General features: G+C 61.1%; 7 protein-coding genes, 2 tRNA genes and 3 rRNA genes. 4 read left to right on the top strand and 8 right to left on the bottom strand.

Annotation, left to right across the window (positions count from 1 at the left end):
* Positions 1-312: 312 nt before the first annotated feature.
* The 6 genes from rrf to tyrS all read right to left on the bottom strand — a co-directional run bounded on the left by rrf (position 313) and on the right by tyrS (position 7392).
* Positions 313-428 (bottom strand): 5S ribosomal RNA (gene rrf / locus CSAL_RS15420).
* A gap of 111 nt (positions 429-539) precedes the next feature.
* A 23S ribosomal RNA gene (locus tag CSAL_RS15425) occupies positions 540-3427 on the bottom strand.
* A gap of 251 nt (positions 3428-3678) precedes the next feature.
* Positions 3679-3754, bottom strand: a tRNA-Ala gene (locus CSAL_RS15430).
* 163 nt (positions 3755-3917) lie between these two features.
* Positions 3918-3994: transfer RNA gene (locus tag CSAL_RS15435), tRNA-Ile, on the bottom strand.
* 103 nt (positions 3995-4097) lie between these two features.
* Positions 4098-5635: ribosomal RNA gene (locus tag CSAL_RS15440) — 16S ribosomal RNA — on the bottom strand.
* Together the 16S, 23S and 5S rRNA genes with 2 tRNA genes alongside form the textbook arrangement of a ribosomal RNA operon.
* Before the next feature lie 560 nt (positions 5636-6195).
* Positions 6196-7392, bottom strand: coding sequence for a tyrosine--tRNA ligase (gene tyrS, locus CSAL_RS15445; RefSeq protein ID WP_011508340.1), 1197 nt, complete (start codon positions 7390-7392; stop codon positions 6196-6198).
* Positions 7393-7492: 100 nt separating this feature from the next.
* On the opposite strand from tyrS, the gene CSAL_RS15450 reads away from it, so the two are divergent.
* Entirely contained in the window at positions 7493-8608 is a 1116-nt protein-coding gene (locus CSAL_RS15450) for an anhydro-N-acetylmuramic acid kinase (protein ID WP_011508341.1), read from the top strand.
* A 5-nt stretch (positions 8609-8613) separates the two neighbouring features.
* On the opposite strand, the gene CSAL_RS15455 is transcribed toward CSAL_RS15450, so the two are convergent.
* Both CSAL_RS15455 and CSAL_RS15460 read right to left on the bottom strand, forming a co-directional pair.
* Positions 8614-9771 carry a PilT/PilU family type 4a pilus ATPase gene (locus CSAL_RS15455; protein ID WP_011508342.1) on the bottom strand — a complete coding sequence of 386 codons (1158 nt, stop codon included), beginning with the start codon at positions 9769-9771 and terminating at the stop codon, positions 8614-8616.
* Positions 9772-9812: 41 nt separating this feature from the next.
* Complete coding sequence (locus CSAL_RS15460; RefSeq protein WP_011508343.1) at positions 9813-10853, bottom strand: type IV pilus twitching motility protein PilT; 1041 nt, start codon at positions 10851-10853, stop codon at positions 9813-9815.
* 35 nt (positions 10854-10888) lie between these two features.
* Here CSAL_RS15460 and CSAL_RS15465 point away from each other — a divergent pair, with 35 nt between their 5' ends.
* From CSAL_RS15465 to CSAL_RS15475, 3 genes are read left to right on the top strand one after another with little or no spacing between them, the layout of a single operon-like run.
* Entirely contained in the window at positions 10889-11596 is a 708-nt protein-coding gene (locus CSAL_RS15465; protein WP_011508344.1) for a YggS family pyridoxal phosphate-dependent enzyme, read from the top strand.
* A 49-nt stretch (positions 11597-11645) separates the two neighbouring features.
* The gene (proC, locus tag CSAL_RS15470) at positions 11646-12470 is read left to right on the top strand and encodes a pyrroline-5-carboxylate reductase (protein WP_011508345.1); all 825 of its coding nucleotides are present in this window, start codon (positions 11646-11648) and stop codon (positions 12468-12470) included.
* Positions 12471-12507: 37 nt separating this feature from the next.
* Complete coding sequence (locus tag CSAL_RS15475; RefSeq protein WP_011508346.1) at positions 12508-13098, top strand: YggT family protein; 591 nt, start codon at positions 12508-12510, stop codon at positions 13096-13098.
* Positions 13099-13128: the final 30 nt, after the last annotated feature.

Genomic DNA, 13128 nt, shown 5'->3' on the forward strand with positions numbered 1-13128 from the left:
ACAGGCAAACGCTGCTCCACCCGCCCACGAAAAAACCCCCGCTGGCCTGAGCCAACGGGGGTTTTCGGGATACATGCCTGACGATGTTCGGGGCGGCCATCCGCGGGGCGGCGTTCCGTGGGGCGGCCCTCCGCTACTCTCACATGGGGGTGAGACCGCCCGGCCCTGCGTGGCACCGCCACGAGGGCGGTCGAACGCCCCGAGCCGGCGAGGGGCCGGCCCGCGAAGCGGCCCCACCAGGTAAACAGCGGGACTCCCCATGCCCATAAAAAAATCCCGAGCACTTTCGTACTCGGGATTTTCGGAAGAAATGCCTGACGATGACCTACTCTCGCATGGGGAGGCCCCACACTACCATGGGCGCTGAGCGGTTTCACTGCTGAGTTCGGCATGGGGTCAGGTGGGACCCGCTCGCTATGGTCGTCAGGCGGAACTGGTGTCGATCGCCTCACCGAGGCCATCGACGCAATGGGAACAAGCCGACACGTTACGTCTCATGCGCATCCGGTCGTGTTCATACAAGACCCTTTGGGTGTTATATGGTCAAGCCTCACGGGCCATTAGTACACGTTAGCTCAACGCCTTGCAGCGCTTCCACACCGTGCCTATCAACCAGCTGGTCTCGCTGGGCCCTTCAGGAGGCTCGAGGCCTCGGGGAGATCTCATCTTGAAGGGGGCTTCCCGCTTAGATGCCTTCAGCGGTTATCCCGTCCGCACATAGCTACCCGGCAATGCCACTGGCGTGACAACCGGAACACCAGAGGTGCGTCCACTCCGGTCCTCTCGTACTAGGAGCAGCCCTTCTCAAATCTCCAACGCCCACGGCAGATAGGGACCGAACTGTCTCACGACGTTCTAAACCCAGCTCGCGTACCACTTTAAATGGCGAACAGCCATACCCTTGGGACCGACTTCAGCCCCAGGATGTGATGAGCCGACATCGAGGTGCCAAACACCGCCGTCGATGTGAACTCTTGGGCGGTATCAGCCTGTTATCCCCGGAGTACCTTTTATCCGTTGAGCGATGGCCCTTCCATACAGAACCACCGGATCACTAGAACCTACTTTCGTACCTGCTCGACGTGTCTGTCTCGCAGTCAAGCACCCTTATGCTCTTGCACTCATTGCACGATTTCCAACCGTGCTGAGGGTACCTTCGTGCTCCTCCGTTACGCTTTGGGAGGAGACCGCCCCAGTCAAACTACCCACCACACACTGTCCTCGACCCGGATAACGGGCCCAAGTTAGAACGCCGATGATGCCAGGCTGGTATTTCAAGGTTGGCTCCCCCGGGACTGGCGTCCCGGGTTCCAAGCCTCCCAGCTATCCTACACAAGCAACATCAGCGTCCAGTGTGAAGCTATAGTAAAGGTTCACGGGGTCTTTCCGTCTAGCCGCGGGGACACCGCATCTTCACGGCGATTTCAATTTCACTGAGTCTCGGGTGGAGACAGCGTGGCCATCATTACGCCATTCGTGCAGGTCGGAACTTACCCGACAAGGAATTTCGCTACCTTAGGACCGTTATAGTTACGGCCGCCGTTTACCGGGGCTTCGATCAAGCGCGTCGCCAAAGCTAACGCCATCACTTAACCTTCCGGCACCGGGCAGGCGTCACACCCTATACGTCCGCTTACGCGTTAGCAGAGTGCTGTGTTTTTAATAAACAGTTGCAGCCACCTGGTATCTTCGACCGGTGGCAGCTCGGGCCGCGAGGGCCGTCACCGCCACCGGCGCACCTTCTCCCGAAGTTACGGTGCCATTTTGCCTAGTTCCTTCACCCGAGTTCTCTCAAGCGCCTTGGGATTCTCACCCTGACCACCTGTGTCGGTTTGGGGTACGGTCGCATGTGATCTGAAGCTTAGAGGCTTTTCCTGGAAGCGTGGCATCGATGACTTCCAGACCGTAGTCTGTTCGTCTCGCCTCTCGGCCTTGAGGATCCGGATTTGCCTGAATCCTCGGCCTACGGGCTTTCACCAGGACAACCAACGCCTGGCTCACCTAGCCTTCTTCGTCCCCCCATCGCAATCACATCCGGTACGGGAATATTAACCCGTTTCCCATCGACTACGCCTTTCGGCCTCGCCTTAGGGGCCGACTCACTCTGCTCCGATTGACGTCGAACAGAAACCCTTGGTCTTCCGGCGGGGGCGGTTTTCACGCCCCTTATCGTTACTCATGTCAGCATTCGCACTCGTGATACCTCCAGCAAGCCTCTCGACTCACCTTCGCAGGCGTACACGACGCTCCTCTACCGCTCATCCTGAGGATGAGCCCGTAGCTTCGGCACCTGGTTTGAGCCCCGTTACATCTTCCGCGCAGGCCGACTCGACTAGTGAGCTATTACGCTTTCTTTAAAGGATGGCTGCTTCTAAGCCAACCTCCTAGCTGTCTAAGCCTTCCCACATCGTTTCCCACTTAACCAGGATTTTGGGGCCTTAGCTGACGGTCTGGGTTGTTTCCCTTTTCACAACGGACGTTAGCACCCGCTGTGTGTCTCCCACGCTGCACTCACCGGTATTCGGAGTTTGCCTCGGGTTGGTAAGCCGGGATGGCCCCCTAGCCGAAACAGTGCTCTACCCCCGGCGGTGATACGTGAGGCGCTACCTAAATAGCTTTCGAGGAGAACCAGCTATCTCCGGGCTTGATTAGCCTTTCACTCCGATCCACAGCTCATCCCAGCATTTTTCAACATACTTGGGTTCGGGCCTCCAGTTGATGTTACTCAACCTTCACCCTGGCCATGGATAGATCGCCCGGTTTCGGGTCTATATCCAGCGACTGGTCGCCCAGTTAAGACTCGGTTTCCCTACGCCTCCCCTACTCGGTTAAGCTCGCCACTGAATATAAGTCGCTGACCCATTATACAAAAGGTACGCGGTCACACGTCGAAACGTGCTCCCACTGCTTGTACGCATACGGTTTCAGGATCTATTTCACTCCCCTCTCCGGGGTTCTTTTCGCCTTTCCCTCACGGTACTGGTTCACTATCGGTCAGCCAGGAGTATTTAGCCTTGGAGGATGGTCCCCCCGTCTTCAGTCAAGGTTTCACGTGCCCCGACCTACTCGATTTCACCAATGCGGGTTTTCGGTTACGGGGCTATCACCCACTATGGCCGGCCTTTCCAGGCCGTTCACCTAACCGTGCATTGACTTAAGGGCTGGTCCCCGTTCGCTCGCCGCTACTGAGGGAATCTCGGTTGATTTCTTTTCCTCGGGGTACTTAGATGTTTCAGTTCCCCCGGTTCGCCTCCCGCACCTATGAATTCAGTACGGGATACTCATCTTGTGATGAGTGGGTTTCCCCATTCGGACATGCCCGGGTCGCAGGTTGTTTGCCACCTCACCGAGCCTTTTCGCAGGCTACAACGTCCTTCATCGCCTCTGGCTGCCTAGGCATCCACCGTATGCGCTTCATCGCTTGACCATATAACCCCAAAGGGTCTGATCGTGGATGAACACGATAATTGCCGGATACGCTTGAGACGTATCGTCTTGCTTTGTCAGCTTGTTCCACATTGTTAAAGAGCATTAGAGCAAAAGCTCTAAGCGGTAGGCTTTACGGGAAAGCACACGGCTTAGGGCTTGATGAGTCGACTGTCGAGATGGTGGAGCCTACCGGGCGGTGCGACGATTCGCTCGAACCGGTGACTTTCCTATTGGCATCCATCCTGCAAATGGTGGAGCCTACCGGGATCGAACCGGTGACCTCCTGCGTGCAAGGCAGGCGCTCTCCCAGCTGAGCTAAGGCCCCTTTCACAAGAAGGAAAAGCGAAGATATAAGAAAGAAGAAATTCTTACCTCTTATGACTTCCGTCTTGAATTGGTAGGTCTGGGCAGACTTGAACAAAACCCGGCGACCTCACCCTCTCTTTATGTCACCCCAGAGGGTGCGCTCTAACCAACCGAGCGAGAGATGGTGGGTCTGGGCAGACTTGAACTGCCGACCTCACCCTTATCAGGGGTGCGCTCTAACCAACTGAGCTACAGACCCGTTGGTCACTGGGCGACTTCACTAGCCATTCCACAGTCGTTGCTCTGCTTCGATCAGGTAATTCATTGTGAGCGCTTACCCGGGCAGGGTGTGCACCGTCGTTTAAGGAGGTGATCCAGCCGCAGGTTCCCCTACGGCTACCTTGTTACGACTTCACCCCAGTCATGAACCACACCGTGGTGATCGCCCTCCGAAGTTAGGCTAACCACTTCTGGTGCAGTCCACTCCCATGGTGTGACGGGCGGTGTGTACAAGGCCCGGGAACGTATTCACCGTGCCATTCTGATGCACGATTACTAGCGATTCCGACTTCATGGAGTCGAGTTGCAGACTCCAATCCGGACTGAGGCCGGCTTTCTGGGATTGGCTTCACCTCGCGGCTTCGCAACCCTTTGTACCGGCCATTGTAGCACGTGTGTAGCCCTACCCGTAAGGGCCATGATGACTTGACGTCGTCCCCACCTTCCTCCGGTTTGTCACCGGCAGTCTCCCTAGAGTTCCCGACCGAATCGCTGGCAAATAGGGACAAGGGTTGCGCTCGTTACGGGACTTAACCCAACATTTCACAACACGAGCTGACGACAGCCATGCAGCACCTGTCTCTGCGCTCCCGAAGGCACCCCGGAATCTCTTCCGGGTTCGCAGGATGTCAAGGGTAGGTAAGGTTCTTCGCGTTGCATCGAATTAAACCACATGCTCCACCGCTTGTGCGGGCCCCCGTCAATTCATTTGAGTTTTAACCTTGCGGCCGTACTCCCCAGGCGGTCGACTTATCGCGTTAACTGCGCCACTAAGTCCTCAAGGGACCCAACGGCTAGTCGACATCGTTTACGGCGTGGACTACCAGGGTATCTAATCCTGTTTGCTACCCACGCTTTCGCACCTCAGCGTCAGTGTCAGTCCAGAAGGCCGCCTTCGCCACTGGTATTCCTCCCGATCTCTACGCATTTCACCGCTACACCGGGAATTCTACCTTCCTCTCCTGCACTCTAGCCTGCCCGTTCCGGATGCCGTTCCCAGGTTGAGCCCGGGGCTTTCACACCCGGCGTGACAAGCCGCCTACGCGCGCTTTACGCCCAGTAATTCCGATTAACGCTTGCACCCTCCGTATTACCGCGGCTGCTGGCACGGAGTTAGCCGGTGCTTCTTCTGTGGGTGATGTCGCTCTTGCCGGGTATTGGCCGACAAGCCTTCTTCCCCACTGAAAGTGCTTTACAACCCGAAAGCCTTCTTCACACACGCGGCATGGCTGGATCAGGCTTTCGCCCATTGTCCAATATTCCCCACTGCTGCCTCCCGTAGGAGTCTGGGCCGTGTCTCAGTCCCAGTGTGGCTGATCATCCTCTCAGACCAGCTACGGATCGTCGCCTTGGTGAGCCGTTACCCCACCAACCAGCTAATCCGACATAGGCTCATCCAATCGCGCGAGGTCCGAAGAGCCCCCGCTTTCTCCCGTAGGACGTATGCGGTATTAGCCTGGGTTTCCCCAGGTTATCCCCCACGACTGGGTAGATTCCTATGCATTACTCACCCGTCCGCCGCTCGTCAGCGTCCAGCAAGCTGGACCTGTTACCGCTCGACTTGCATGTGTTAGGCCTGCCGCCAGCGTTCAATCTGAGCCATGATCAAACTCTTCAGTTGAAAGTCTGATAGTCCGTTGAGCGGACCAAACTTGGTTCAAGACTAAAACGTTCTCAAAAAGACCCGAAGGTCTCTGACGAGTCGCTTGCCTTGATAGGTCGTGACTGGCACCCCTATCCCGGGCAAGCGCCCACATGAATTACCTGATCGACTTGTTAAAGAGCATCTCGTTTTCGCCAAAGCGCCTAACGAGGAAGGCGTATTCTACCGATACCGCCGTGATTGTCAAGGCAAAAATGCCTGTCGGGACAATCCGTCACCGCATCCGAACCACCGTGCGATGAGTGGCGACTCGAGAGGTGCGCATTTTACCGAAACCGGCGCGACTGTCAAGCGAGATCGTTCGGGGCGAACCTGAAAATCTCAAGCAAGTCAGTCACTTGCGAACCTCTTCCACCGCTGGCCACGAGGTCCGTCGCCGGCAGCGGATGCGTACTTTACGGATCCGCCGCCGTGAACGCAAGGGGTTTTTCGTCTCCTGCGCTCATGATGTTATCCACACCCACCCGTCGTGCCGCCTCGCCAACGACATGTGGATAACTCGACCGCTCGCGAGACCTTCAGACGAGCGTCACGCGCGCGTAGCGCTTCTTGCCGGCCTGAATGACATAACGCTGCCCCGTGGCGAGCATGGCATCCTTGGCGACCACTTCCCCATCGACCTTGACGCGTCCGTTACTGAGCATGTCCTTGGCCTGGGCGCTGTTATTGGTCAGCCCTGAGCGGTTGAGCACCGCCGCGATGGGGGCCTGCTCACCCTCGAACGCCACTTCGACGTCCGGCAGGTCATCCGGCAGCTCGCCCTCGGCCAGCTGGTTGCCCGCGGACTTGTGCGCGTTGGCGGCGGCTTCTTCGCCGTGATAACGGGCGATCAGTTCCCGTGCCAATTCCATCTTGATATCACGCGGGTTGGCGCCTGACTCGATGGAACGACGGATCTTCTCTATCTCGTCGTTGGACTTCAGTGACAGCAATTCGAAGTAACGCCACATCAGGCTGTCCGGCATCGACACCAGCTTGTTGAACATCACGCCGGGAGTGTCATCGACACCTACGTAATTCCCCAATGACTTGGACATCTTCTGGACGCCATCCAGTCCTTCCAGCAACGGCATGGTCATGACCACCTGCGGCGCCTGGCCGAAGTGCTTCTGGATCTCGCGGCCCATCAGCAGGTTGAACTTCTGGTCGGTGCCGCCCAGCTCGATGTCGGCCTCGAGTGCGACCGAATCGTAGCCCTGGACCAATGGGTAGAGGAACTCGTGGATGGAGATCGATTGATTGGCGGTATAGCGCTTCTCGAAATCATCGCGTTCCAGCATGCGCGCCACGGTGGACTGCGCCGCCAGCTCGATCATGTCGGCCGCGGAGAGCTTGCTCATCCATTCGGCATTGAAACGCACCTCGGTCAGCGCCGGGTCGAGGATCTTGAACACCTGCTCCTTGTAGGTCTCGGCATTCGCCTTGACCTCCGCCTCGGTCAGCGGCTTGCGTGTGACGTTTTTCCCCGTGGGGTCACCGATACGCCCGGTGAAATCGCCGATCAAGAACACTACCTGATGGCCCAGCTCCTGAAACTGGCGCATCTTGGTCAACAGGACGCTATGCCCGAGATGCAAATCCGGCGCAGTGGGATCGAAGCCTGCCTTGATACGCAGCTTGCGGCCGGACTCGAGCTTCTTTACCAGCTCGTCCTCCAGCAGGATTTCATGGGTCCCGCGCTTGAGCAGCGCCAGCGCATCAGCGACATCGGTCATCGTATCCTTCTCCGAAAAAGGGTGGTTTGGGCAATAAGCGGGGATGTTAGCATGACTCATCGTCGACGGTTGAGCGCGACCCTGGCATACGGAGACCAGCATGCCCCTTTACATCGGCTTGATGTCCGGCACCAGCCTGGATGGTATCGACGCCGCCCTGGTACGGTGCGGCGAGGGCCGTCCCGAGTGGCTCGGCGCCACCGGCCTGCCCTTTTCCGCTGCGCTGCACGATGACCTGCTGGCACTCTGCCTGGCACGCGAGGTTTCGTTCGCCGAACTGGCACGCCTCGAGACCGCCTTCTGCGAACGTCAGGCCGAAGCGGTCAACCGCCTGCTGCTCGAAACGGGCACGCCCCGGGAAGCGATCACGGCCATCGGCAGCCACGGCCAAACCATCGAACACGCCCCGAACGCCACGCCGGCGCATACCTACCAGCTCGACAATCCCAGCCTGCTGGCCGAGCTGACCGGGTGCGCCGTGGTCGGCGATCTGCGGCGCCGGGACCTGGCGGCCGGAGGCCAGGCCGCCCCTCTGGCGCCCGCCTTTCATGCTGCCCTCTTCACCGCGTCGGAGGCCTATCGCCTGGTACTCAATCTCGGCGGCATCGCCAACCTGACGCGACTGCCGCCGTCCGGCCAGGCTGCCCCCGTGGTGGGCTTCGATACCGGTCCCGCCAACATGCTCATGGATGCCTGGAGCCAGCGCCACCTGGGACACCCCTACGATGCCGACGGTGCCTGGGCCGCCAGCGGTCGTGTCGATGATGCGCTGCTCGCCCGACTGCTCGATGACGACTACTTCTCACGCCTGCCGCCCAAGAGCACGGGACGCGAGCATTTTCACCTCGACTGGCTGACGTCACGCTTGAGCGGGCACGAATCCCCTTGTGACGTACAGGCGACCCTGGCCGAGCTGACCGCCGCCAGCATCGCCATGGGCGTCACCCAATGCAGCGCTGGCGTCTCCACTGCCTATGACGCCCTGATCCCCTGCGGCGGAGGCGCCCACAACGCCGACCTGCTGACACGCATACAGCGCCACTTGCCCGAGATTCCGCTGACGCCCTGTGAACGGTTCGGCTGGTCGCCGGACTGGCTCGAAGCCGGCGCCTTCGCCTGGCTGGCGCATCAACGCGTGGCAGGACTCCCCGGCAACCTGCCCGACGTCACGGGTGCACGCGGCCCACGGGTATTGGGCGGTCTCTACGCCGGCTGAAGCCCTCACTCATCCTCGCGCCACTCGTCATCGCCTTTCAGGGTGAAGCGCTCGGCGGCATCGGCAGCCCTCGCCAGTTGCGGGCTCTCGGCATCGCCATAGGCGATTTGCAGACGCAGGTCGTTGGCGGAATCGGCATGCACCAGCGCCATCTTTTCGCTGATCCGCCCTTGTCGGTAGAGCGCGTACAGGGCCTGGTCGAAGGTCTGCATGCCCTGATCCCGTGAGCGCTGCATGACCTCCTTGATATCGTGAATCGCTCCCTTGCGAATCAGGTCGCTGATCAGCGGCGAGCGCAGCATCACCTCGACGGCCGCGCACCGCCCCTCGCCATCCTCGCGAGGCAACAGACGCTGCGCGACGATGGCCTGCAGGTTGAGCGAAAGGTCCATCCACACCTGTTCGTGGCGCTCGCTGGGAAAGAAGTGCTGAATGCGCTCCAGGGCCTGGTTGGCGTTATTGGCATGCAGCGTCGCCAGGCACAGATGCCCGGTTTCGGCAAAGGTCAGGGCATGCTCCATGACTTCGCGCGAACGAACCTCGCCGATCAGGATCACGTCCGGCGCCTGGCGCAGCGCATTCTTGAGCGCCACCTCGAAGGACTCGGTATCGATGCCCACTTCCCGCTGGTTGATGATCGCCCGCCCGTGAGGGTGAATGTACTCGATGGGGTCCTCGATGCTGATCACGTGCCCCCCGGTGGTCTGGTTGCGATGCTGGATCATCGACGCCAGCGTCGTCGACTTGCCGCTTCCCGTGCCGCCGACGATGAATACCAAACCACGCTGACGATTGACCAGTTCCCCCAGCGCCGAGGGCAGGGCCAGGCTTTCCAGGTCGGGGATATCGTAGGCGATGCGCCGCACGACCATCGCCATCTGGCTACGCTGGTAGAAGGCGCTGACACGAAAGCGCCCCTTGCCCGGCACGCTGAGCGCAAAGTTGGCCTCGCGCTCGGCCTCGAAGCGTTCGCGTACCCCCTGAGGCAGCGCCGCCGAGACCAGTTCACGCACTTGCCCCACCGACATCGCCTTGTCTCCCAGCGTGACCAGTGCGCCATCGATCTTGAGACTCGGCGGCGCCCCCGTGGACACGAGCAGATCGGAGGCCTGCTTGTCGAGCATGATATCCAGCAGTTGCGTCAGCCATTCATGCGGCGTCATCTCGTCCGTTCTCCTTCCCCGCGTCTCGATTCGTGCCAGGCTCACACACCCAGCACGCGTCCGTCCTTCGCCTTGGCCTGCGCCTCGGCACGCGAAACGATACCCTGCGACACCAGCCGCGAAAGCGCCGCATCCAGAGTCTGCATGCCCAGGCTGCCGCCGGTCTGGATCGAGGAGTACATCTGCGCCAGCTTGTTTTCGCGTATCAGGTTTCGCACCGCGCCGCTGGCGACGAGTATCTCGTGCGCCGCCACGCGCCCGCCACCCTCACGCTTGAGCAGCACCTGCGAGATCACCCCTTGCAACGACTCGGACAGCATCGACCGCACCATGCTTTTTTCGTCGCCGGGAAAGACATCGATGATGCGGTCCACCGTCTTGGCGGCCGACGTGGTGTGCAGAGTACCGAACACCAGGTGGCCGGTTTCGGCGGCGGTCAACGCCAGGCGGATGGTCTCCAGGTCGCGCAGTTCGCCGACCAGGATCACGTCCGGATCCTCGCGCAGTGCCGAACGCAACGCCGTGGCGAAGCTGCGCGTGTCGCGGTGAAGCTCGCGCTGATTGACGAGGCTGCGCTTGCTGCGGTGCACGAATTCCACCGGGTCCTCGATGGTCAACACATGCTGGTAGTAGTTTTCGTTGACGTAGTCGATCATCGCCGCCAAGGTCGTGCTCTTGCCCGAGCCGGTCGGCCCCGTCACCAGCACCAGGCCTCGCGGCAAGGAGGACAGACGGCGAAATACCTCGCCCAGTTCCAGGTCGTCGAGAGTGAGCACCTCGCTGGGAATGGTGCGGAAGACGGCGCCGGCACCGCGCCCCTGGTGAAAGACGTTGACGCGGAAGCGCGCCACCCCCGGCACATCGAACGAGAAATCGTGCTCGAGCGCCTCTTCGTAGTCGCGGCGCTGCTGATCGTTCATGATCGCGTAGATCAGCTTGCGGACCTCACGATCCTCGATCGGCGGCACGTTGAGCCGGCGGATGTCGCCATCGACGCGAATCATCGGCGGCAGCCCGGCGGACAGGTGCAGGTCGGAGGCCTTCTGCTTTGCCGAGAACGCCAGCAGTTCGATAATATCCATGCATTTCTCTCGCTCGCGGACAGGGGTTCCCCAGTATGCCAGATGTCAACATCGTCGAATCCCTCGAGGACGCACGCAACCGTCTGCGCACTGCCTTGACGAACGCGGGACGCGACCCGGCTTCGGCGCACCTGCTCGCGGTCAGCAAGACGCAGCCCGCGGCGAGCGTGCGCCAGGCGTTCGAGGCGGGCCAGCGCGAGTTCGGCGAGAACTATGTCCAGGAGGCCCTCGACAAGCAGGCCGCGCTGACCGACCTGGACGCTATCGTCTGGCATTTCATCGGCCCGCTGCAATCCAACAAGACCCGCGCGGTCGCCGAACACTTTCAATGGGTCCATACCCTCGACCGCGAGCGCATCGCCCGACGACTCGCCGCGCAACGCCCGCCAGCATTGGGCCCGCTGGATGTCTGCCTGCAAGTCAACGTCAGCGGCGAAGCCAGCAAATCGGGCGTCGCGCCGGCGGATCTGCCGGCACTGGCCGACGTGGTGGCCACGCTCCCCCAGCTGCGGCTGCGCGGTCTGATGACACTGCCCGCGCCGAGCGACGAGCTGGCAACGCAACGACGTCCTTTCGCCGAGCTGCGCGAGCTACTCGCGTCACTCCGCCAGCGACACCCCCAGGCGCCATTGGATACCCTGTCGATGGGCATGAGCGGCGACCTGGAAGCCGCCGTCCTCGAAGGGGCCACCTGGGTACGCCTGGGCACGGCCATTTTCGGCCAGCGTGCGCCGCGCGCCTGACTGCCTTGTCCCCAACCGTATCGCGTCGCCGCGACATTCAGGAGATACCATGACCAGCCAAGTCACATTCATCGGTGCCGGCAACATGGCGAGCGCCATCTTCGGAGGCATGGTCGAGGGCGGTTATCCCGCCGAGGCCATCACCGCCACCGGGCGGGATCCCCAGGCGCTCGCCGCACTTGCCGAGCGCCATGGCATCCGTACCACCACCGACAACCTCGCCGCCGTGGACGGTGCCGATGTCGTGGTGCTCGCCGTCAAACCGCAGATCATGCGCGAGGTGTGCCATGAGCTTCGCGACACGGTGCAGGCGCAGCGGCCCCTGATCGTCTCCGTGGCCGCCGGCTTGAACGCCGCGACGCTGGAGAACTGGCTCGGCGGCGAGCTCGCCGTGATTCGCTGCATGCCCAACACCCCCAGTCTCGTCGGCCAGGGTGCGGCAGGCTTGTTCGCCAACGCGCGGGTCAGCGAATCGCAGAAGCAACTGGCCACCACCCTGCTGGAAGCCGTGGGTCTGGTGGAATGGGTCGCCGATGAAACGCTGCTCGAGGCCGTCACCGCCGTGTCGGGAAGCGGCCCGGCCTACTTCTTCCTGATCATGGAAGCGCTCGAGGATGCCGGCAAGAAACTCGGCCTCCCCGCCGACAGCGCTCGCCGCCTGGCCTTGCAGACCGCCTTCGGCGCGGCGAGCATGGCTCGCGAAAGCGAGTTCGAGCCGGCCGAGTTGCGCCGCCGCGTCACCTCGCCCAATGGCACCACCGAGCGTGCCATCGCCAGTTTCGAGGACGACGGCCTGCGCCGCCTCTTCGAGAACGCGACGCAAGCCTGCGCCACCCGCGCCCGGGAGCTGTCCGACGAACTGAGCCGCGACTGACACTACTCTTATCACCCATTCGACATGGAGGAGCCCCATGGGCAGCCAAATGGGAAGCGCCGGCTTGATGCTGGTCAACACGCTAGTCAATGTGTATCTGTTCGTGCTGATGCTGCGCTTCTTGCTGCAGTTTTCCCGCGCCGACTACTACAATCCCGTCAGCCAGGCCGTGATCAAGGCCACTCGTCCGGTCGTCGCACCGCTGCAGCGCATCTTTCGTCCACGCGGACGTTTCGATCCCGCCACGCTGGTCGCCGGCCTGCTGCTCAAGGGCATCACCATTTTTCTGCTGCTCAAGTTCGCCGGAATCACCATGCCGCCGCTGCAGGGCGTTCTGGTGGCAGCCCTGGCCGGCGTATTGAGCGCGATCCTGGATATCTACTTCTTCGCCTTGATCATCATGATCATTCTCAGCTGGGTCGCGCCGCAGGCCAACCACCCCGGTGCCATTCTCGTCCACCAGCTGGTCGAGCCGATCATGGCGCCGGTGCGCAAGGTCATTCCACCACTCGGCATGATCGACTTGTCGCCCATCGTGGTGTTCATCGCCATCAGTCTGTTCGACAGTCTCATCGTCGGTGCACTGGCCCGTGCCGCGGGACTGCCCGGCATGCTGGTGGGCTTCTGAACATTCGCCAATGGCGCCCTGGCGCGCCTC

Origin of the sequence: Chromohalobacter israelensis DSM 3043, assembly GCF_000055785.1 — a bacterium.
Taxonomy (GTDB): Bacteria; Pseudomonadota; Gammaproteobacteria; order Pseudomonadales; family Halomonadaceae; genus Chromohalobacter; species Chromohalobacter israelensis.

What these genes read in the sequence shown, in the direction of transcription:
- tyrS (WP_011508340.1), bottom strand. Translation starts at nt 7,392, where the DNA reads ATGACCGATGTCGCTGATGCGCTGGCGCTGCTCAAGCGCGGGACCCAT.
- CSAL_RS15450 (WP_011508341.1), top strand. Translation starts at nt 7,493, where the DNA reads ATGCCCCTTTACATCGGCTTGATGTCCGGCACCAGCCTGGATGGTATC.
- CSAL_RS15455 (WP_011508342.1), bottom strand. Translation starts at nt 9,771, where the DNA reads ATGACGCCGCATGAATGGCTGACGCAACTGCTGGATATCATGCTCGAC.
- CSAL_RS15460 (WP_011508343.1), bottom strand. Translation starts at nt 10,853, where the DNA reads ATGGATATTATCGAACTGCTGGCGTTCTCGGCAAAGCAGAAGGCCTCC.
- CSAL_RS15465 (WP_011508344.1), top strand. Translation starts at nt 10,889, where the DNA reads ATGCCAGATGTCAACATCGTCGAATCCCTCGAGGACGCACGCAACCGT.
- proC (WP_011508345.1), top strand. Translation starts at nt 11,646, where the DNA reads ATGACCAGCCAAGTCACATTCATCGGTGCCGGCAACATGGCGAGCGCC.
- CSAL_RS15475 (WP_011508346.1), top strand. Translation starts at nt 12,508, where the DNA reads ATGGGCAGCCAAATGGGAAGCGCCGGCTTGATGCTGGTCAACACGCTA.